This window comes from Pseudomonas sp. PMCC200344 (genome assembly GCF_030053095.1).
Taxonomy (GTDB): Bacteria; Pseudomonadota; Gammaproteobacteria; order Pseudomonadales; family Pseudomonadaceae; genus Aquipseudomonas; species Aquipseudomonas svalbardensis.
The window spans coordinates 3,754,547-3,774,895 of sequence record NZ_CP125618.1 but is presented as its reverse complement, the minus strand read 5'-3'; the positions used below and the strand labels follow the sequence as shown (position 1 = coordinate 3,774,895).

Sequence of the window (20,349 nt, the reverse complement as noted above, 5' to 3'; positions counted from 1 at the left end):
CCGTCCGCGTGGGAATGCCGTCGGGACCTCATTCATCCAATTGCCGCGCCGGAAAACAGCTCGAAGCAGGTGATGCCGTCAGCACTGCTAACGCTGTAAGCCCCATTGTGCAGCTGCATGATCGTCGCCACGATCGACAGGCCCAGGCCGTTGGAGTGCGCCGGCGTTCGCGGGATTCGTCGACGCGGTAGAAGCGCTCGAACAGTCGGGGCAAGTGTTCGGCGGCAATGGTCTGGCCGCGGTTGCGCACTTGCAGGCGGATGCCGTCGGCCGCGGGTGTGGCGCGGATGAGCAGTTCGGAGTCAGGCGCGCCGTATTTGATCGCGTTGGCGCAAAGGTTGGCCAGGGCGCGGCGCAGCAACATCGGTTCGGCCCAGATATACCTGTCGCGGCGGCGGGCTACAGAGGTCAGCCAGTGGCGCCAGTGTAGCCCGATCCTTTGTGAGTACAGGCGTCTGCTCAATTGTCACCAATGCAACCCATGCCCTGGACCTGGTAATCCAGCACGTGCTTGCGACCCTGATGGTCGAGGTAAATCAGCTGCGCGGGGACGATGCCGCATTCTTGCGTGATGATATTGCTGGATATGTCTTTGGCAATATCCAGGTGGACGAAGAAACCGGTCTTGTCGTGGATGACAGGTTCGGCGGTCTGGGTAGCGGCAAACGCCGAACCGGTGGCGAGGAGAGCAGCAAAACCGAGGACTAACATTTTCATGATGATTCCCTCTGTTCAGGGGCGGGTTGGCTGCCGATGGGTTGCCTGACAGTGAATTCAGGTTAACCAGGCGATCCGCACAGCCGACCCACAGTTGAATGACAATTTTGTAATGAAACGGCGCCGACGTTACGATTGGCGACCGGCGGCTTTGAGGATCAGGTCAGCGATTTCTTTGGAGTGGGAGACCAAAGACAGATGGCTCGACGGCAGCTCGATGGTGGTCGCGTTCTTGCGTTTGGCGAGGAAGCGTTCCAGGTCTGGGTTGATGGTCTGATCGAGGCTGGAGACTGCGTACCAGGACGGCTTGGTGTGCCAGGCAGCGGCGGTGGTGCGACTGTCTTCATGCCTGACTGCCGTATGTCGGGAGCGAGGAACGCCACCCATAAGAAAACTTCCAAATGAAGACTGTATTTGGGAGTTTGAGCATGAGTGATGATCAAAAGAGCGAAGCCCTGGCGGCCTGGTATCAGCTCCTGAAAGTGCCCGAAATCCGGATGGATGCTGAAGAGCAATATGACGAGTTGCTCAAGGCTGCCGATGAGATGGAACGCACCGGACTCATCAACAGCGTTGAATGGCGCAAGCTGGTTCAAGAGGCGAGCGCTGCGTTTGCCAATGCGAGAGAAGGGTTGGGGCGCGGAACGTAGTGGTCAATCCCGGGTGGTCAAACTTCGCCTGCTGGCTGTTCGGCCTGTTGGGCAAACCATTGCATGATCAGCGAACAGGCTGGATGAGCGGCGGCGGAAGGTTGCAGGTTCAAGGCGTAAATGCCGCGGGTCTTCAAGGGATGGCCGAACGGAACGACGAGCACGCCTCGTTCGAGGGATTCTCCTGCCAGTGTCAGGTCAGTCATGGCGACCCCCAGCCCTCGCGCCGCCGCATCGAGCGCCAACTCGTCGAGGTTGAAGGGGATATGGCGGTAGTCCTCAAGTGACTGGCCGCCATTGGCGTGCAGCCACCGGAACCAGTCATGCTTGTCCGCCGAGCGATGCAACAGCGGGAAACGCACGAGATCGGCCACCGACTCCAACGGTTGGGTCGTGCTACCCAGGCCTGGGGCGCACACCGGCACCAGCGCTTCCTCGAACAACGTCAGGCAGTCAGGATCGCGGGACGGCTCGGGCAGATAGAGGATGTAGGCGTCGCTGTCGATGGCCGGTTCCACCACTTCCGTGGCCACGGTTTCGATCGACAGCGAAACCTGCGGATGACTTCGATAGAACTCGCTCAACTTTGGCAGCAACCATCGAACCGCCAGCGACACATGCATGCGTATGCGGAAGGGTCGTTTTTGCGGTGTCAGCCGATCTTCAAGGGTTTTCAGTTGCGCCAGGATACTTCGGGCGGTCGCAAGCACCTGCTCGCCTTCCGGTGTCAGCCGAACACTGCGGCTATTCCTCACGAACATCGGCAAGTCGAAGTGGCTCTCCAACTGCTGGATTTTTCGGCTCACTGCGCTTTGGGTCAGGCACAGCTTTTGCGCCGCGTGCGTGAAGCTGCCCGAGCCTGCGACCTCGACCAGCGCCTGCAAGGCCTGGAGAGAAGGAACGTGGTGAATTTTATCCATGCGTTTTTTGAATAGCTCGATGATTTTATAACGTTGGTTGTATCACTACAGGCCTTATAGATTCTAGCTCTAGCCAGCACTAGCCGGAAATACTCATGCGATGACGTCATGTGCGGTGCTTGCAGAACGACAGGCAGATGAGGTGATGCATGACCAATGTATGTGGCTGGATTGCGCAAGCGGGGAGTTCACCCGCTCGCGATGCTCTCAAAGGCACGCAAAAAGCCGATTGGCTGATTGTCGGTGCCGGTATCACCGGCCTGTGCGCCGCTCACACACTCGCTGAAATGCACCCTCAGGCGCGCATCGTGATTGTCGACAGACAACGGGCCGCACAGGGCGCCTCGGCGCGCAATTCAGGTTTCGTGGTGGGTCACGAACATCCGGCCAAGGATGAGCTGATCGGCAACCCGGGATTTGCCGGTTTTGAAGTCGATACCTCGATTTCCCGTGCTGCCAGTGACGAAGTGCGCCAGCGCATTGCTCGTCTGGGCATCGAATGTGAATTCAGGGAATCGGGCTACTACTTCGCCGTCAACGATCCCGCCAAGTTGACCGATGTCGCGGCCAAACTGGCAACGCTACGCGCTGTCGGCGCCTCTGCGCACTTTCTGGAAGGCGAACCGCTGAGCAAAAAACTGGGCACCGCGCATTACCAGGCCGCGATCTGGTGCGGCAATGGCAACGCACTGCTGCAACCCGCGAAATACGTGAAGGGCCTGCTGGATACGCTGCCGGACACGGTGACCCTGTTTGAGAACACCGATATCACGGGTCTGGAGCGTTTGGGCAAAGGGCGTATTCGTGCCAATGGCACCGATGGAAGCATCGAAGCCAGGCAAGTCCTGGTGTGCCTGAACGCGTTCATCCCGCGCTCCGGAATAGAAGACAGCGGGACGTTCCCGATGGAACTCAGCGCCAGCCTCACGCGACCACTCAGCGACGCCGAGTTCAAGTCCATCGGCGCGGTTGAGCCTTGGGGCGTGCTGTCCACCCGGCCACTGGGCGCCACGGTGCGACTGACCCCGGACCGCCGCGTGATGATCCGCAATACGGCGGAATACCGATCTCGGGATTTATCCGACAGTGAGCTTTTGCACCGTCGCAAACACCATGTGCTCGGCTTGCAACGACGCTTCCCGTTCCTGAGCGAGCAGGACATTCAATACACCTGGACCGGACACTTGAGCGCTTCACGCACCGGGCAACCGTATTTCGCCAAGGTCGACGAGGGTGTGTTTGCGGTGGCCGGCTGCAATGGTTCGGGCGTCGCACGCGGCACCCTTTGGGGACGCTTGCTCGCCGAACTGGCGTCGGGTGACAGCTCGCCCATCCTCGAGTCGGTGATGCGCAGGGCTCAGCCGGGCTGGCTGCCACCGCGCCCCTTGCTCGATATCGGTGCCATGCTTCGAATGCGCGTGGAGGCGGTCAGGGCCAAAACAGAAATCTAGAACACCCGGCGATCAAACAATAAAAACTCATCAAACACACGGTGATTGAACATGCGCGTCAATAACATTTCCCTGATGGTCGTGCTGTCGACGTTGTCAGCAGCCACTTACGCTGACGAAGTCGTCAATATTTCAAACTGGAACGGCTACATCGCCGACGACACCTTGACCACGTTCACCAAGGAAACGGGGATCAAGGCAACGTACGACATTCACGACAGTAACGAAGTGCTGGAATCCAAGCTGATGACCGGCAACACCGGCTATGACGTGGTGAGCCCTTCGAACCATTTTCTGTCCCGATTGATCAAAGCCGGGGCGGTTCAGAAACTCGACAAAAGCCAGTTACCCAACTGGAAAAACCTTGACCCGGCATTGATGAAAAAACTCGAGGTCAATGATCCGGGTAATCAATACGGCTATCCGTACATGTGGGGCACGGCGGGTATTGGCTACAACGTCGAGAAGATCAAGGCGATCTTCGGCAGCACCGATGTCACCCATTCCTGGAATCTGTTTTTTGATGAGAACAACATTAAAAAGCTGAGCCAGTGCGGCGTGGCGATTATCGATAACCCTACGCAGATCCTGCCGATCACCCTGAATTACCTGGGGTTGCCGTCCCATAGTCACGAGCCGGCGGATTACAAGAAAGCCGAGCAGGCGCTGCTCAAAATCAGACCTTACGTCCAGTATTTCCACGCCTCCAAGTACATCAGCGACCTGGCGAACGGCAATGTCTGCGCGGTGATCGGTTTCAATGGCGACATCGTGCAGGCGGCCGCCAGCGCCAAGGAAGCCAACAACGGCATTGAAATCGCCTATTCGATCCCTGACGAAGGTTCCACCCTGTGGTTCGACATGGTGGTCATGCCAAAGAGCGCGCCGCACGAGAAGAATGGCTACGCCTACATGAACTACCTGCTGACACCGCAGGTCATTGCCAACATCAGCAACAGCATCCATTACGCCAACCCCAACCTTGCGGCGGATGAATATGTTGTTCCGGCTGTGAAGCAGGACCTGGCGATTTACCCGCCGACACGTGTGCTGGACAAGCTGTTTACCGTAGAGGAACTTCCCGCTGCCATCGCACGGTTGACTACTCGCCTGTGGACCAAGTTGAAAACCAATACCTGATGATCAGGTGTACGCCAATAGCCGACCGCACATCACCACGCTGACCCATAACCCAATCGAAAGCAGCGCCTGGATTTTTGCGATTCCAGGCGCCGCAGTGCCCGTGTTCCACTGGGTCACCGAGCGGAACACCCCGACGTGGAAAAGAGCAGCGTTGAGCCCGGCAGTAGCGATCAGGCATAGCTTCAAGATGAAGATGTCATTCGAGGCGAAGTCATGGGGATGGGCTGAAAACATCATCAGCCCGGCGGGCACGATCAACAGCAGGGCCAGGATGGACCAGGTCAGGAGGTGGCGAGCCAGGGCTGTTACCGCAATCTCTTTCGACAGCCCGAGCACCCGTAGATCGAACATCACCACAGAGCCGACAAGCACCGCAAATCCAATGATGTGAACCACCTCGACCATCGGATACAACCACAGGTCGCCCCGCATGGCCGCGCCAAGCTGCGAGTCACCCACCCAGTCCAGCCAGCTGTCCGGACCCGAACCAGCGCTGGTATCGATGGCCTGCATCATCTCAACTCTGTGGTTTTGCCGCCGACCGTGATGCGTTCGGCGCGCATTTCATCGGGTTTGTTTCGATTCTGATAGCCGACCACGCTGGCCGTGTTCCCCACACTCAGCATGTCCCGGGAAAGGCCGCGGTTCTCCATGCGCGAGGGTGGTGCCAGGACGACGTTCCAGGTTTTGTCTTGTGTTTTGAGACGCACGAAGCCGTGTGGATGGGAGTAACCGGATTCTTCTATCGTGCCGTTCAACTGCAGGGGGGTGCTGGAGTCGTATTCACTCCAGCCGTGATGCGCGAACGCCGCCGTTGCAGCCAGTAACAGTGACAATCCAATGCTGCCGAGCATGCCGTTCATGACAAGTCTCCTGTTGCAGATCATTGAGTCCTGACGTGTTTTCACCGGAGGATTTTTAGAATAGCCCGACATTTTTCAGCACTGCGTCGAGCAAATGTTTCTGAAGAAGTAGATGTTTGAATATCAATAGCTTGCTTGTCCAGTTCATAGGCGAATGACGATAGCGAATTCGTTGAATGCTGTCTCCCTAACCATGGCCTACGCTTATCCGCAGGCCAATGTTCATTGAACAGGGTTTTTCGCCCTGATCGACGTTCACCCGGCACCTATAAAAACAATGCAATCGGGAGACAACTTATGTCCGCCTTGTTCCGTCGATTCAGCCGCTGCATCGCAACGGCCGTTACCGCTGCTGCACTCGCGACACCGGCCTTTGCGCTGGACACCGTCAAGTTCATGGCCCCGGGTTCTGTGGGTGGCGGCTATGACCAGACCGCCAGGGTCCTGGGCAAAGCCTTGATCGAGGCCAACACGGCCAAATCCACCACCTTCGAGAACAAGGGCGGAGCAGGGGGGACATTGGGGCTGGCGCAGTTCGCCAACAGCACCAAGGGTGATCCGAATGCGCTGCTGGTTGTCGGTGCGATCATGGTCGCTGCCATTGAACAGAACAAACCGCAAATCACCTTGAAGGACGTAACGCCGATTGCTCGGCTGTTTACCGAATACAACGTGATTGCCGTCCGTAAGGAGTCTGAATTCAAAACCCTGGAGGACTTGCTGAAAGTCTTCAAGGACAAGCCGACCAGTATTTCCTGGGGCGGTGGCTCCAAGGGGTCGATCGATCACATCGGCATTGCCGAATTGGCCGCAAAAATGGGTGTGCCGGTCAACAAGGTGAATTACGTCGCCTTCGCGGGTGGGGGTGAAGTCGTTGCTCAAGCATTGGGCGGGCAGATCAAGGTGATCACCGGTGGTTATGCCGAGCTTGGCCAATACATCAGGAACGGCCAGTTCCGAGTACTCGCCATCGGCGCGCCAGAACGCACTGAAGGCATCGATGCACCGACCCTCAAAGAGAAAGGCTACGACGTGACCATCGGCAATTGGCGCGGTGTTTACGGTGCCGCGAACCTCACGCCCGAGCAGCGCAAAGCAGTGATCGACGCCGTCGTGGCTGCCGCCAACAGCAACGTCTGGAAAGACAATATCGACACCAACAAATGGGCACCCAACGTCCTGACCGGCGATGAGTTCGGCAAATTCGTCGACGAAGAGCATGTGCGGCTGCGTGCAATGCTGGTCGAGGTCGGGTTGGTTTCGAAATGACTCAGCCTCGCGCAATCGTGCCGGTACAACTGGCGATCGGCGCCGGAGTGATTGCCATCAGCGCCGTGTTGGCGGTGGGCGCATTCCGCTTTCCTCCCGAGATGGGCTTCGTCATCCTGGGAGCCCACGTCTATCCGTACGCCGTCGCGGTGTTCCTGGGCGTTGTCGGTCTGTTGCTGTGTTATCAGGCCGTCACCGGTGGTTTTCGCGAGCTGGCAGACCACAGCGACGAAGCTGCCCAAGCGTTGCCCAGCGGCAAAGCCGGCGCAGCCTGGGTGACGGCGGGGCTTGTGGGGGTGGCCGTGCTGATTAACCTCATCGGGTTCGTGTTGGCCGCCGGGCTGCTGTTTGCCTGTTCGGCGAGGGGGTTTGGCAGTCGCCGTCCGGTGCGTGACCTCGCCATCGGCATTGCCTTGACCCTGCCGATTTACTGGCTGTTCAACGCCGGGCTAGGGGTTTCCCTGCCGCCCCTTGTCAACGCCTGGATCTGACCCGGGCTGAAGGAGGTAATCAAGGTGGAAACTCTTGCGAACCTGGCCATTGGTTTTTCTGCTGCGCTGACACCGATCAATTTGATGTGGGGCTTTATCGGCTGTTTGCTCGGCACCGCCATTGGTGTCTTGCCGGGTATTGGGCCGGCGCTGACGGTGGCGTTGTTGCTGCCGATTACCGCCAAGGTCGATCCTACGGGCGCCTTGATCATGTTCGCCGGCATCTATTACGGCGCGCAGTTCGGCGGCTCGACCACCTCTATCCTGCTCAATACGCCCGGCGAATCGTCCTCCATGGTCACGGCCCTGGAAGGCAATCTCATGGCGCGCAACGGCCGGGCAGGACCGGCCCTGGCAACGGCTGCGATAGGCTCATTTGTTGCCGGCACCATCGCGACGGTGTTCCTGACGTTGTTTGCCCCGATTGTTGCCACGCTGGCGCTCAAGTTTGGTCCTGCGGAGTATTTCGCGATTCTGGTGCTGTCCTTCACGACGGTGTCTGCGGTACTCGGTGCTTCGATGCTGCGCGGTTTTGTCTCGCTCGGGATTGGACTGACCATCGGCTTGATCGGCCTGGACTCGACCTCGGGCATTGCCCGCTACACCTTGGCGGTGCCGGAGTTGGTGGATGGCATCGAAGTCGTGCTCGTGGCGGTCGGTTTGTTTGCAGTGGGTGAAGCCTTGTACAGCCTGCTGTATCAAAAAGAAGAAGCGTCCGGTCGGCACCGCTTGACCTCGTTGTGGATGACGCGCTCTGACTGGAAACGCTCGGTCCCCGCGTGGCTTCGGGGCACGTTGATCGGTTTTCCATTCGGGTCGATTCCGGCCGGTGGCGCTGAAATTCCGACGTTCCTGTCCTATTCGGCGGAACGCAAACTGAGCAAGTACCCGAAAGAGTTTGCAGGCAACAAGGGCGAGGGGGCGATCGAGGGCGTTGCCGGTCCCGAGGCGGCCAACAACGCGAGCGCGACGGGTTCTTTGGTGCCACTGCTGACGCTCGGCATCCCGACGTCCGCCACTGCGGCGATTCTGTTGGCCGCGTTCCAGAACTACAACCTGCAACCGGGGCCGATGCTCTTCCAGACGTCGGGGGAACTGGTCTGGACCCTGGTGGCCTCGCTGTATATCGGCAACGTGATCCTGTTAGTGTTGAACCTCCCGTTGGTGGGCCTTTGGGTCAAGCTCCTGCAGATTCCCCGGCCGTACCTGAACGCCGGCATTCTGGTGTTTGCCACCATCGGCGTGTACGGCATGCGCCATTCCTCCTTCGACCTTTTTCTGATGTTGGCGATCGGTTGGGGTGGGGTGCTGATGCGCCGTTTCGACTTTCCCGTCGCCCCCGTGATCGTCGGCATGCTGCTCGGGCCGATGGCTGAAAAGCAGCTGCGCAATGCTTTGTCCATCAGCGAGGGAGACTGGCTGGTGTTTGTGACGCAACCGATATCGGCCGCGTTCCTCGCGCTAACGCTGCTGGTGCTGGTGATCCCGCATCTGCTTCACGCCCGCGGTATCAAGTTGCATGAGGACGATTGAGCGAATTGGCCAGCGTAGCCTGCCGGGCATTGAGGCGCGCCTGGAGGAAAAAGGCAAATCTTCCGACCACCTGTATGTGGTGGCAGGGAAGGGCGGGGCTTTTCCGGCGGAGGAGCATGGTTATTCGGCGTGCAGCACACGGACTCGGTCTCGCCGACAGCTGCCGGCGGGACCATTTTTGGCCTGACCATCACCCTCGTTTAGGCAGTTTCCAGTCTGGCCGAATGAAATGGCACGTGTAGCCGTTGGGATAGTGTTCGAGGTAGTCCTGATGTTCCGGCTCTGCTTCCCAGAACGGGCCTGCGGGCACGATTTCAGTCACGACCTTGTCGGGCCACAAGCCAGATGCATCAGCGTCGGCCACCGTGTCCTCGGCCACCTGCTTCTGTTCATCGTTGAGATAGAAGAGTGCAGAACGGTAGCTCATACCCACATCGTTGCCCTGACGATTCTTCGTTGTCGGGTCGTGGATCTGGAAGAAAAACTCGAGGATCTGGCGATAGCTGATCTGGTCCGGATCGAACACGATCTCGATCGCTTCCGCATGCGTGCCATGGTTGCGGTAAGTCGCATTGGGCACATCGCCGCCCGAGTAGCCTACCCGCGTGGACAGCACGCCGGAGTAACGTCTCAGCAAATCCTGCATGCCCCAGAAGCAGCCACCTGCCAGGATGGCAGTTTCAGTTCGCGTCGTCATATACGGTCCCTCCCATCAGTGAATTTGGGATCAGGTATCAATGTACATCATGTGGTTCCGCTTCTTGGCCGAAAGCGCTCACTCCGTCCGTGGCCACTGATCCTCGATTGCGTACCACGGCGCTTTCGATGCAACACACACGTGTTTCTGTTTTTCACTCAGGAACGGTGTATCCAGCGTGCCTATCGCCACTGACATCCAGTCCGAATAATCACCTTTGGAATCAGACCAGAACAGCGAAGAGCCGCACTCGCCACAGAACTGTCGTGCGACGCCTTCAGATGAGTGAAAGGTTTTGAGCGTCTCGCCCCCCGCAACGATCGTAATCGCCGACCTGAGGGCGCTTGCATACGTCGCGAATGCTGCCCCGTGGCCCTTGCGACATTGGCTGCAATGGCAATGGGTAACCGCTTTCAGCTCGGCGGCCACTCGATATTTCACTGCGCCGCACAGGCAACTTCCTTGGTGAAGTGCATCCATGTTCATCGTTTCTCAGGTATCGGTCGCGCCACTGTAGCGGTCTGCCGAGTGGAGTGAAACCCAGTTGTCCGGTCTTTCGTCAGGCGGTTTTAAGGTATCGTCAGCCCCCAGGATTTGACGCATCCCATGGAGAGAGCATGACGTTAACCGCTGAAACGTTGATTGAGATCGCGATGGCCAATCCGGCAAACGCCGAGATTGCCCGACGCTTACCTTCACTCGGCCTGAACCAATGCCTGTTGACGGCGGGCTGCCTTTTTCAGGCGGTCTGGAATCATCAAGCCGGGCTTCCCGCCGCTTGGGGCATCAAGGATTACGACGTTTTCTACTTTGATAAAGACGTGTCGTGGGAGGCCGAGAATGAAGTCATCATCGCCGCCCGGAAACTCTTTCACGACCTCGACGTAAACATCGAAATCAAGAACCAGGCACGGGTTCACCTTTGGTACGGTCAGCGATTTGGCAGGGCTTATCCCAAGCTTCAGTCGACAAAGGATGGCATCGATCGGTATCTGATTGCGGGGGACGTGTATCGGTCTGGATGTGGTGACCGGCGAGGTGTATGCGCCTTACGGTTTGAGCGATGTCGAAGAAGGGCTTTTACGGATCAATCCGGTGAATCATCAGCCCGATCTGTTCGATCATAAGGCCCGGAGTTATAAGGCTCGCTGGCCTTTTCTACAAGTGGTCGCAGTTTGAATCGACAGACTTTTCCGCCGCGCACTCGCGGATCAACGGTAGGTAAAAGGGGAGGGTAGGGACACCGCAGCCTGGCTGACCGATGTCCCCTTCGTTACGAAAATCAGAACTTGAACGCTTGTCGGCCTACCAGCAACCCGTGGCCTTTCTGTTTTTGCCAAATCTGGAAGTTCTCGATTTCGGTTGGAACCACTTCGGTGCCTTTGAGCGCTTGTGCCGAGAAGTGATGAAGGACCAACGCTACGTCACCCGATACGGTGATGGTCAGGTTCTCGGCGGTCAGCGCTTTCAGTTCGGCAATGTTCTGCGGCCGAGAAAAAACTAACTTGCGTTGAGGGCTTGTCTCGAGGTTTAAGGTCAGAACGACGTCCCGAAAAATGAAGGTGAAAACTTTTGTCCTAGGCGAGCAGGGTTCGTTAGCAAAGTCTTCATATTGCTGGGTGTAGTCAGCGCGACTCGCCATTACAATGCAACATGTAGTAACTCATCATTTATAGGGATATTGGCTAGTGGATGACAACAGAAGGCCCATCAAGACGCGCTCTGCGGGCTGGGCAAGACGCATCACCGACATTCTGGTGAAAAGAGACATTTCCCCCAATCAGATATCCGTCGCCAGCATCGCCTTCGCGCTTGCCGGCGTCGTGGCGCTCAATATTGATAGCGGTGTCATTGGCTCGATCTGCTGCGCGATCGGCATTCAGTTGCGCCTGCTTTGCAATCTCTTCGATGGGATGGTGGCGATTGAGGGCGGCAAGAAGTCCGATATCGGCAGTCTCTACAACGAATTCCCGGACCGGATTGCCGACAGCCTGCTGATCGTAGGGTTGGGGTATGCCATTGGCCAATCCGACCTCGGATGGTTTGCTGCCCTGGCGGCGGCACTGACTGCTTATGTCAGGGTGTTCGGCGGCTCGATTGGCCTCAAGCAGACCTTCATCGGCCCTATGGCCAAGCAGCATCGAATGGCCGTGATGACCGCAGGACTGCTGCTGAATGCCGTCGAAGCCAGCGTTTATGGCACTCACTACGTACTGTTGATCGCGCTGGCTGTCATCGCCATTGGCTCAGTCGCAACCTGCGTCACGCGAACGCTGGCGATCGCCAGGCAGCTGAAAGGAGCCGACCATGTGGATCAGTAATGCGTTGATTTCTGTTCTTCGACTGGTTATTGGCGTCACGGCCAGGTGGGAGAGTCCGCCGGATCTCTCGCGTCAGCGAATCTATTTCGCCAATCACACCAGTCACATGGACACCTTGGCCATCATTGCAGCCCTGCCGCCCGAGGCCAGGTTAAATGTGAAGCCGATCGCCGCTGCCGATTACTGGGGAAAGAACCGGTTTCTGTCGTACATCTCGCAGAAAGGGCTCAACGCCGTGCTGATTGACCGTAAACCGGCGCCCGGTAAAAACGCCCTGGAGCCCATTTTCGATGTGGTGCAGGCGGGTCATTCGATCATCTTCTTTCCTGAAGGCACTCGCTCATCCGAGGCACTGCCGGGGGAATTCAAATCAGGTCTATACCGGTTGAGCGAGACCTTCCCCGATGTCGACCTGGTGCCTATCTACCTGGAAAACCTTCATCGCTCCATGCCCAAAGGCAAACACGTCCCTCTGCCGATCATCTGCACGATCCGTATCGGCAATCCGATGGAAAGGATTGCTGGCGAGGATAAACAGGTGTTTCTGGAACGCGCGCGTAACGCCATTGTGGGGCTGTCGAAATGAGTCTTGAAGCAAAGTTTTTGTGGTTCTTTTTTGGATTGGCGTGCTTGCTGGCGATTGCTTCGCTCGCCGGTCGACTGCTGGCCCGGCGGGCCAAAACGGAAGGCGCTGTCTCGACCATCGAAAACCTCAATCAGCGCGTGAATGCCTGGTGGGGGATGGTCATCATTTTCTTCGCTTCCTACCTGCTGGGCGGTAATGCAACGGTTGTCCTGTTCGGATTCATCTCACTGTTCGCGCTCAGGGAGTTCATCACCCTGACACCGACCAGGCGGGGTGACCATAACGCCCTGTTTTCGGCGTTCTTCATCCTGATCCCGCTGCAATACATACTGATCGGTACGCACTGGTATTCGATGTTCACGCTGCTGATCCCGGTGTATTCATTCTTGCTGCTACCGGCGATTGCGGTGCTGAGTCAGGACACTGACGCCTTCCTGGAAAGGACGGCAAAGATCCAGTGGGGCGTGATGATCTGCATTTACTGCATCAGCCATGCGCCCGCGCTGTTGCTGTTGGATCTGGAAGGATTCACGGGGCAAAACGCACTTTTGCTGTTCTACCTGGTGTTCGTCGTTCAGTTGAGTGACGTGTTGCAGTACGTGTTTGGGAAAATCTTCGGCAAGCACAAGGTCGCGCCGCTGGTGAGTCCGTCAAAAACGGTGGAGGGGCTGGTGGGTGGAGGCCTGTCTGCAACGCTGATTGGCGGCTGCATGTTCTGGATGACTCCCTTCAGCTTCTGGCAGTCACTGATGATGTCGTTCGTCATCGTGGTGATGGGTTTTCTCGGTGGGCTGGTCATGTCGGCGATCAAACGCAGTTTGAGCGCCAAGGACTGGGGGACCATGATCAAGGGCCACGGCGGCATGCTCGACCGGATGGACTCGATTTGCTTCGCAGCACCAATCTTCTTTCACCTGACGCGCTACTTCTTCTCCGCTGCCTGATTCAGGCGCCCTCAAAACCGAAAAAACATACCGCATGTCGTAAAGACATGCGCGTATGGATATTCGCTTAAATAACGGCTTGCGCCAGCCGATAGCCTCCTCAGCAAACCAATCCGCAGTTGGCTTTACGCCACTGACAAACGTGCTGAGAGAGGATCCACAGAGTGTCCATAAAATTACGTTTGATTCTGCTGATTGGCACCGGGCTGATTACCGCGTTGATCATGAGCCTGGTCAGTTACCTGGGGAACACTCAGATGGCTGAGGCGGTGAATGAAAACGAGGTCAGTATGGCCGTGCTGCGCAATCACCTCGAAGCCGACATGATGCACGACGCATTACGCGCCGACGTGCTTTCCGCGATGGTGGTGGGCTTGGGTAAAAGCACCAGCAGCAAAGCCGAGGTGCGCAGTTCCATCGAGGAACATGCGGCGCATTTTCGTGACATGCTCGGTGAAAACCTCAAGCTGCCGGTCAACGACACCCTTAAAGCGGGCCTGAGCAAGATCAAGCCAAGCCTCGACAACTACATCAGCGCAGCCGAACGGATCGTCGGGTTGGCGCTGGAAAATCCGGAGGCTGCTCAAAAAGATCTGGGCACCTTCAATACTGCGTTCAGCCAGCTGGAAGACCAGATGGCCGCTCTCAGTGAACTGATCGAAACCAACACCCAACAGACCAGCGCCGGCACTCAAAAAGTCATCAGCAACGCCAACTTCACCCTTGGCAGCGTACTCATCGCCAGCCTGTTATTGCTGCTCGCCCAGGGCCGCTGGGTGATTCTGAGCATCATGGGGCCGTTGCAGACCGCCAGCCGCATCGCCGACAGCATCGCCCATGGCAACCTGAGCGAACCGATTGTCGAACCCGCTCACAACGACGAAGCGAGCGCCCTGATTCGCAGCCTCGCGACCATGCAGCGCGACCTGCGCGGCATGATCGAAGTTGTGCGCAGCAACGCCCACGGCGTGAGCGGCATGAGTGAGCAATTGAGTAGCGGCTGCCATGAAGTGGCCGGGAGCAGTCAGCAGCAAAGCGTAGCGGCCAGCACCATGGCGGCGGCCGCCAGCGAAATGACCGCGAGCATCGAGGAGATCACCCGGCATGCCGAGCGGGCGCTGAACATGGCCAATCAAGCCGAGGCACTGGCCAAGGATGGCGGTCGTGTGATCCATCAGGTGGTCAACGACATGGACGGTATTGCGCGTTCGGCGCAGCAATCGGCCCAGGTGATCCGCACGCTGGACAAGGAGTCCGAAGGGATTTTCAGCATCATCCAAGTGATCAAGGGCATTGCCGATCAAACCAACCTGCTGGCGCTCAACGCCGCGATCGAAGCCGCTCGTGCCGGTGAGCAAGGGCGTGGATTTGCCGTGGTGGCCGACGAAGTGCGCAGCCTGGCGGGACGCACCAGCGCCTCCACCCAGGAAATTGCCACGATGGTCTCACGCATCCAGCAAAGCACCCGCGAGGCGGTGACCAGCATGGAAGCGGGCGTGGCGCAGGTCGACAAAGGCATGGCCGTGACCGCCGACGTCGAGCGCGCGATTCGCGAAATCCTCGACGCCACGTTGAACACCACGCAACTGGTCAATGACATCACCCGCACCATCGGTGAGCAGAGCCTGGCCAGCAACGAAATCGCCCATCAGGTCGAAATGATTGCCGGCATGTCCGAAGGCAACAGCAAGGTCATCGGCCGGACCGCCTCGACCACCGATGAGCTGTCCACCCTGGCAGGCAAGCTGTCGCAGTCGGTGGATCGGTTCAGACTCTAAGCCAAAACGCGATCCCTGTAGCAGCTGTCGAGCTTGCGAGGCTGCGTTCGGTTCGGGCCGCGTTCGGACGAAGCAGTCGTAAGGTCAGACAATGCGGTGTGTCAGATTCACCGCGCACTCAGGGTTTACGACTGCTTCGTCCGAACGCGGCCCGAACCGAACGCAGCCTCGCAAGCTCGACAGCTGCTACAGAGCCGGACGCCAGCTCGCGCATGAAACGCCTAGAGATACTTATCCGTCACCGCGCCTTCCGAAGCGCTGGACACCGTCTTCGCGTACTTGGCCAACACCCCGCGTTTGTACTTGGATTCCGGGCGCACCCAACGGGTCTTGCGCTCGGCAAATTCGGCGTCGGAAACATCGACCGTAATCTGCCGTGTTTCAGCATCGATGGTGATCTTGTCGCCGTCTTCAATCAGCGCAATCGGCCCGCCATCAAAGGCTTCGGGCGTGATATGACCCACCACAAACCCATGTGAACCGCCGGAGAAGCGGCCGTCGGTGATCAGCGCAACGTCCTTGCCCAGCCCCTTGCCCATGACCGCCGACGTGGGCGAGAGCATTTCGCGCATGCCCGGGCCACCTTTTGGGCCTTCATAGCGAATCACGATCACATCGCCGGCTTTGACTTCGCCGTTGAGGATGCCGGCCAGCGCGCCTTCCTCACCGTGGTAGACCCGCGCCGTGCCTTCAAAGCGCAAACCTTCCTTGCCGGTGATCTTGGCCACGGCACCGGTGGGCGAAAGGTTGCCGCGCAGCACCACTAAATGGGAGTCCTTTTTGATCGGTTGGTCGAAGGGCAGGATCACGTCCTGACCTTCGGGGTAGTCAGGCACGTTTTCCAGGTTTTCGGCCAGGGTTTTGCCGGTGACCGTCAGCGCATCGCCATGCAGCATGCCGGCGGCGAGCATGCGCTTCATCAGCGGCTGAATGCCACCGATGGCCACCAGTTCACTCATCATGTATTGACCGCTGGGGCGCAGGTCGGCCACCACCGGGGACACCTTGCCCAGCTCGACGAAATCATCCAGCGTCAGCTCGACATCCACGGCATGCGCCATGGCCAGAAGATGCAGCACGGCATTGGTTGAGCCGGCGAGGGCGATCACCACGCGAATGGCGTTTTCGAAGGCCTTGCGGGTCATGATGTCGCGCGGTTTGATGTCTCGTCTGAGCAGCTCCATGACCTGCTGACCGGCGCGGAAACTGTCCGACGCCTTGTCGCTGCCGACGGCCTCCTGAGAGCTGGAACCGGGCAGGCTCATGCCCAACGCCTCAATCGCGGAAGCCATGGTGTTGGCGGTGTACATGCCGCCGCAGGAGCCGGGGCCTGGAATCGCCACTTCCTCGATCTGCTTGACCTGAATCTCGCTGATGTCACCCCGTGCGTGCTGACCCACGGCCTCGAATACGGAAATGATATCGGTGTGGCCGGCGCCCGGCCGGATGGTGCCACCATAGACGAAGATGGAAGGGCGATTCAGCCGCGCCATGCCGATCAGGCAGCCCGGCATGTTCTTGTCACAACCGCCCACGGTCACCAGGCCGTCAAAGCCTTCGCAGCCGGCCACCACTTCAATGGAATCGGCAATCACTTCCCGCGACACCAGCGAATACTTCATGCCTTCAGTGCCGTTGGCGATGCCGTCGGAAATGGTGATCGTGTTGAAAATGACACCCTTGGCACCGGCGGCATTCGCGCCTTTTTCGGCTTCTATCGCCAGCTTGTCGATGTGCATGTTGCAGGGTGTCACCATTGCCCACGTGGAGGCGATGCCGATCTGCGGCTTTTTGAAGTCCTCGTCCGTGAAACCCACTGCGCGCAGCATGGATCGTCCCGGCGCGCGTTCCACACCGTCGACCACTAGGGAGGAATATTTGCGCAAATCGTTTTTGTCGCTCATGACTGCTCCTCACAGGCTCGTCGAGAAAATCACGATGAGTATAGTGGGCTCAGCGCGCGTGCCCGGACTATCAAGTCGGGAACAGACGCGCGGGTTTGCCGTGTCGTGATATTCTTCGCCCTAACTTGCTTTGACCTATTCAGTTTGCGCGTCCTTGAGACGCGCCAACAGAATCACTGTCGCTCAAGTAGCTGAAGCCAATAACGATAAAAAGTCAGTTCAGTAGGGACATATAAACTGAGGTCGATGGAGACACGTCGGCCTTGTGTGCCCACCCTCCAATCCTAATGCGTGCGGAACCCACAGCATGCTGCCTGCATGCCGTGAACCAGGGGCCTCAAGCGTGGGGATGGAAGGGCGGATGGCGTTTTATCATAGGTGCTACACATGTTTAAAAAAATGAACACGGCCCTGCTGGGGCTGGCTTTGTCGATGGGGATCGCGTCCGCGCATGCGGAAGAGGCAAAGAAAGTCGATGTGCTGCTCATTGGCGGCGGCATCATGAGTGCGACCCTGGGTGTTTGGCTCAATGAGCTGGAACCGGGCATGTCGATGGAAATGGTCGAGCGCCTCGACGGCGTCGCCCAGGAAAGCTCCAATGGCTGGAACAACGCCGGTACCGGTCACTCCGCCCTGGCCGAGTTGAACTACACCCCGGAAGACGATAAAGGCAACGTTCAGATCCCGAAAGCCGTTGAAATCAACGAAGCCTTCCAGATCTCCCGTCAATTCTGGGCCTGGCAGGTTCAGCAAGGCGTGCTGAAGAACCCGCGTTCGTTCATCAACTCCACGCCACACATGAGCTTTGTGTGGGGCGATGACAACATCAAGTTCCTGAAAAAGCGCTACGAAGCCCTGCAAGCGAGCCCGCTGTTCGCCGGCATGCAATACTCCGAAGACCCGGCTGTGATCAAGAAGTGGGTTCCGCTGATGATGGAAGGGCGTGACCCAAACCAGAAAGTCGCGGCCACCTGGTCTCCGATCGGTACCGACGTCAACTTCGGCGAGATCACCCGCCAGTTCGTTGCGCACCTGCAAACCACGCCGAAGTTCGACTTGAAACTGTCTAGCGAAGTGCAAGACATCACCAAGAACGAAGACGGCAGCTGGCGCGTCAGCTACAAAAACCTGAAAGACGGCACCAAAACCGAAACCGACGCCAAGTTCGTCTTCATCGGCGCGGGCGGCGGTGCACTGCACCTGCTGCAGAAGTCCGGCATTCCTGAAGCCAAGGAATACGCAGGCTTCCCGGTAGGCGGCTCGTTCCTCGTGACCGAAAACCCAACCCTGGCCGAACAACACCTGGCCAAGGCCTACGGCAAAGCCTCCGTTGGCGCACCGCCAATGTCGGTTCCGCACCTGGACACCCGTGTCCTGGACGGCAAGCGCGTCATCCTGTTTGGCCCATTCGCGACCTTCAGCACCAAGTTCCTGAAAGAAGGCTCGTACCTGGACCTGCTGACCACCACCACCACGCACAACGTGTGGCCAATGACCAAAGTCGGCATCAAGGAATACCCGCTGGTCGAGTACCTCGCCGGCCAACTGATGCTGTCTGACGAAGATCGCCTCAACGCCCTGAAAGAATACTTCCCGAACGCCAAAGCCGAAGACTGGCGCCTGTGGCAAGCCGGCCAACGCGTGCAGATCATCAAGCGTGATGAAGCTGCAGGTGGCGTGCTGAAGTTGGGTACCGAGATTGTTGCTTCGCAAGACGGCACCATTGCTGGTCTCTTGGGCGCATCGCCGGGCGCATCGACCGCTGCACCGATCATGCTGACCGTGCTGCAGAAGGTGTTCAAGGACAAGGTTGCTTCGCCAGCCTGGCAGGAAAAGCTGCACCAGATCGTGCCTAGCTATGGCACTCAGTTGAATGGCAGTCCTGAGAAGGTTGCTGAAGAGTGGGCTTACACCGCCAAGGTGTTGCAGCTGACTCCGCCGCCGGCGATTGGTCAGGTGGTGGCTCCGGCTACTGCTCCGGCTGCTCCTGCCAAGGCGCCGAAGGCTAATGCTGCGACTGATATGGCTCTGTAACTAGAGGCCAAATCAAAAGCCCACTGAACCGGTGACGGTCAGTGGGCTTTTTTGTAGGCGCCATTCAGTTCTTGCAGGTTACGCAACACTATGGCTGAAGCGGGCGGACCGCTATCTCAATACTGCGTTGGTTTTTGCTCAACGTCCTTCGAACCGCTAGAGGTCGACGCATCTTTGTCTGTCGCTTCCGAGTCCGCACCGGAGTTTGAACCCGCCGCTTCCTCACCTTTTTTGTCGGCCTTGTCCTCCTTGGATTCATAGCCCTGAGCCTGGTTGATTCCGGGAAGCGCGGCAGGTGGCACAGCAGATTCTTCAGTTGTCTTTTCGGCCGCAAGTGCGAAAAGCGAGCAGGCGGCCAGGCCCGCGATCGTGAGAGCAGCAATTGTCCTGTTCATCATTTAGGTCTGCCATGTGAGGGGTGTACAGCGTTGGAAAAAACGGGAAGGGGAAGGTGCTGAGGAGCTGACAAACGGTGGTGGCTCCTGAGTTCGCAGCACCAGAGACGGCCAAGCAGTGCCTTCATTAGTCGCGACAAAATGGCTTAAGCTAATAGAAGGCTGGAATGGAACATCTCGACTAAAGGACGCGACATTTATGGAAATCCCCTTTTCTCAAATCAGCGAGCGTTTGAACAATCGCCGATTTTCGGTAGCAGACAACGCCCACGGGCTATCCGATGCACGCACCGTATTTCACTACCATGTCGAGGAAGATGCTATTTGGGGTACTTATCAGGGCGGCCATATCCGTATGGGTAATCAAGTCGGGCGCGTGACTGGTCCCGATACCATTGAGCTTCTTTATCAGTGCTTGACTACGGATGGTGAGATTCTTGCCGGCTGGTCTCGTGGCACAGTAGGCGTTGATCAGGCAGGACGTACCACTCTGACCTTCGTATGGGGTTGGTTGTCGGGCGCGACTGGAGGTGGGGAGTCGAGCTACGTCGAGCTTGCGGCGTAGCGGTTAAGGATTTATTTGATAATTGCGCGTCCATCTGTGCCGCCAGACCCCAACGCCTGAAGCGACGCATCACGCAGTAAAAAGCCCA

The 20,349-nt window shown here is 58.0% G+C and carries 21 protein-coding genes and 3 pseudogenes; 13 read left to right on the top strand and 11 right to left on the bottom strand.

Annotated features, from left to right (window positions below):
* Positions 1-32: 32 nt before the first annotated feature.
* From QFW87_RS17125 to QFW87_RS17115, 3 genes and pseudogenes are all read right to left on the bottom strand, one after another.
* Positions 33-379: pseudogene (locus QFW87_RS17125) on the bottom strand (ATP-binding protein); the annotation flags it as partial.
* Positions 380-459: 80 nt separating this feature from the next.
* On the bottom strand, positions 460-717 hold the full coding sequence (locus tag QFW87_RS17120) for a DUF2790 domain-containing protein (RefSeq protein ID WP_283188338.1): 258 nt from the start codon (positions 715-717) through the stop codon (positions 460-462).
* A 129-nt stretch (positions 718-846) separates the two neighbouring features.
* A pseudogene (locus QFW87_RS17115) lies at positions 847-1,041 on the bottom strand (alpha/beta hydrolase); the annotation flags it as partial.
* Between the two features lie 104 nt (positions 1,042-1,145).
* Here QFW87_RS17115 and QFW87_RS17110 point away from each other — a divergent pair.
* The gene (locus tag QFW87_RS17110) at positions 1,146-1,367 is read left to right on the top strand and encodes a hypothetical protein (protein WP_283180678.1); all 222 of its coding nucleotides are present in this window, start codon (positions 1,146-1,148) and stop codon (positions 1,365-1,367) included.
* Between the two features lie 17 nt (positions 1,368-1,384).
* On the opposite strand, the gene QFW87_RS17105 is transcribed toward QFW87_RS17110, so the two are convergent.
* On the bottom strand, positions 1,385-2,287 hold the full coding sequence (locus QFW87_RS17105; RefSeq protein WP_283188337.1) for a LysR substrate-binding domain-containing protein: 903 nt from the start codon (positions 2,285-2,287) through the stop codon (positions 1,385-1,387).
* Between the two features lie 149 nt (positions 2,288-2,436).
* On the opposite strand from QFW87_RS17105, the gene QFW87_RS17100 reads away from it, so the two are divergent.
* Together QFW87_RS17100 and QFW87_RS17095 are read left to right on the top strand one after the other, a co-directional pair.
* Positions 2,437-3,738: an FAD-dependent oxidoreductase gene (locus QFW87_RS17100; RefSeq protein WP_283188336.1), complete on the top strand. Its 1,302-nt coding sequence runs from the start codon at positions 2,437-2,439 to the stop codon at positions 3,736-3,738.
* 51 nt (positions 3,739-3,789) lie between these two features.
* Entirely contained in the window at positions 3,790-4,878 is a 1,089-nt protein-coding gene (locus tag QFW87_RS17095; RefSeq protein ID WP_283180675.1) for a polyamine ABC transporter substrate-binding protein, read from the top strand.
* Between the two features lie 3 nt (positions 4,879-4,881).
* Here QFW87_RS17095 and QFW87_RS17090 read toward each other — a convergent pair whose 3' ends face one another.
* Positions 4,882-5,394 carry a DUF6644 family protein gene (locus QFW87_RS17090; RefSeq protein ID WP_283190927.1) on the bottom strand — a complete coding sequence of 171 codons (513 nt, stop codon included), beginning with the start codon at positions 5,392-5,394 and terminating at the stop codon, positions 4,882-4,884.
* Complete coding sequence (locus QFW87_RS17085; RefSeq protein ID WP_283180674.1) at positions 5,394-5,744, bottom strand: DUF6152 family protein; 351 nt, start codon at positions 5,742-5,744, stop codon at positions 5,394-5,396. Before QFW87_RS17085 ends, QFW87_RS17090 begins: the two co-directional genes overlap by 1 nt.
* A 297-nt stretch (positions 5,745-6,041) precedes the next feature.
* Here QFW87_RS17085 and QFW87_RS17080 point away from each other — a divergent pair, with 297 nt between their 5' ends.
* The 3 genes from QFW87_RS17080 to QFW87_RS17070 are packed head-to-tail and all read left to right on the top strand — an operon-like array spanning position 6,042 to position 9,037.
* Positions 6,042-7,013, top strand: coding sequence for a tripartite tricarboxylate transporter substrate-binding protein (locus QFW87_RS17080; protein WP_283188335.1), 972 nt, complete (start codon positions 6,042-6,044; stop codon positions 7,011-7,013).
* Positions 7,010-7,504, top strand: coding sequence for a tripartite tricarboxylate transporter TctB family protein (locus QFW87_RS17075; RefSeq protein WP_283188334.1), 495 nt, complete (start codon positions 7,010-7,012; stop codon positions 7,502-7,504). The genes QFW87_RS17080 and QFW87_RS17075 overlap by 4 nt, the downstream gene beginning before the upstream one ends.
* 24 nt (positions 7,505-7,528) lie before the next feature.
* Positions 7,529-9,037, top strand: a complete 1,509-nt coding sequence (locus QFW87_RS17070) for a tripartite tricarboxylate transporter permease (RefSeq protein ID WP_283180671.1) — start codon at positions 7,529-7,531, stop codon at positions 9,035-9,037.
* A 190-nt stretch (positions 9,038-9,227) separates the two neighbouring features.
* On the opposite strand, the gene msrA is transcribed toward QFW87_RS17070, so the two are convergent.
* Positions 9,228-9,734 carry a peptide-methionine (S)-S-oxide reductase MsrA gene (gene msrA / locus QFW87_RS17065; RefSeq protein ID WP_283188333.1) on the bottom strand — a complete coding sequence of 169 codons (507 nt, stop codon included), beginning with the start codon at positions 9,732-9,734 and terminating at the stop codon, positions 9,228-9,230.
* Between the two features lie 78 nt (positions 9,735-9,812).
* The gene (locus QFW87_RS17060) at positions 9,813-10,214 is read right to left on the bottom strand and encodes a GFA family protein (RefSeq protein ID WP_283188332.1); all 402 of its coding nucleotides are present in this window, start codon (positions 10,212-10,214) and stop codon (positions 9,813-9,815) included.
* Positions 10,215-10,351: 137 nt separating this feature from the next.
* Between QFW87_RS17060 and QFW87_RS17055 the strand changes: the two are divergent.
* Positions 10,352-10,913: pseudogene (locus tag QFW87_RS17055) on the top strand (nucleotidyltransferase family protein).
* 103 nt (positions 10,914-11,016) lie between these two features.
* On the opposite strand, the gene QFW87_RS17050 reads toward QFW87_RS17055, so the two are convergent.
* Positions 11,017-11,376, bottom strand: a complete 360-nt coding sequence (locus tag QFW87_RS17050) for a hypothetical protein (RefSeq protein WP_349294094.1) — start codon at positions 11,374-11,376, stop codon at positions 11,017-11,019.
* Positions 11,377-11,422: 46 nt separating this feature from the next.
* Between QFW87_RS17050 and QFW87_RS17045 the strand changes: the two genes are divergently transcribed.
* From QFW87_RS17045 to QFW87_RS17030, 4 genes are all read left to right on the top strand, one after another.
* Positions 11,423-12,055, top strand: a complete 633-nt coding sequence (locus QFW87_RS17045; protein ID WP_283188331.1) for a CDP-alcohol phosphatidyltransferase family protein — start codon at positions 11,423-11,425, stop codon at positions 12,053-12,055.
* On the top strand, positions 12,042-12,641 hold the full coding sequence (locus QFW87_RS17040) for a lysophospholipid acyltransferase family protein (RefSeq protein ID WP_140681266.1): 600 nt from the start codon (positions 12,042-12,044) through the stop codon (positions 12,639-12,641). Before QFW87_RS17045 ends, QFW87_RS17040 begins: the two co-directional genes overlap by 14 nt.
* Entirely contained in the window at positions 12,638-13,585 is a 948-nt protein-coding gene (locus tag QFW87_RS17035; RefSeq protein ID WP_283188330.1) for a phosphatidate cytidylyltransferase, read from the top strand. The genes QFW87_RS17040 and QFW87_RS17035 overlap by 4 nt, the downstream gene beginning before the upstream one ends.
* Positions 13,586-13,749: 164 nt before the next feature.
* A complete protein-coding gene (locus QFW87_RS17030) occupies positions 13,750-15,363 on the top strand; it encodes a methyl-accepting chemotaxis protein (protein ID WP_283180665.1) in 1,614 nt (537 codons plus the stop codon).
* Positions 15,364-15,584: 221 nt separating this feature from the next.
* Here QFW87_RS17030 and ilvD read toward each other — a convergent pair whose 3' ends face one another.
* Positions 15,585-17,267: a dihydroxy-acid dehydratase gene (ilvD, locus tag QFW87_RS17025; RefSeq protein WP_283188329.1), complete on the bottom strand. Its 1,683-nt coding sequence runs from the start codon at positions 17,265-17,267 to the stop codon at positions 15,585-15,587.
* Positions 17,268-17,654: 387 nt separating this feature from the next.
* Between ilvD and mqo the strand changes: the two genes are divergently transcribed.
* Entirely contained in the window at positions 17,655-19,301 is a 1,647-nt protein-coding gene (mqo, locus tag QFW87_RS17020) for a malate dehydrogenase (quinone) (RefSeq protein WP_283180663.1), read from the top strand.
* Positions 19,302-19,417: 116 nt separating this feature from the next.
* Here mqo and QFW87_RS17015 read toward each other — a convergent pair whose 3' ends face one another.
* Positions 19,418-19,696, bottom strand: a complete 279-nt coding sequence (locus QFW87_RS17015) for a hypothetical protein (RefSeq protein WP_283190925.1) — start codon at positions 19,694-19,696, stop codon at positions 19,418-19,420.
* A 199-nt stretch (positions 19,697-19,895) separates the two neighbouring features.
* Between QFW87_RS17015 and QFW87_RS17010 the strand changes: the two genes are divergently transcribed.
* Positions 19,896-20,261 (top strand): hypothetical protein, encoded by a 366-nt coding sequence (locus tag QFW87_RS17010; RefSeq protein WP_283188328.1) that lies wholly within the window; start codon positions 19,896-19,898, stop codon positions 20,259-20,261.
* The last annotated feature ends 88 nt before the right edge of the window (positions 20,262-20,349 follow it).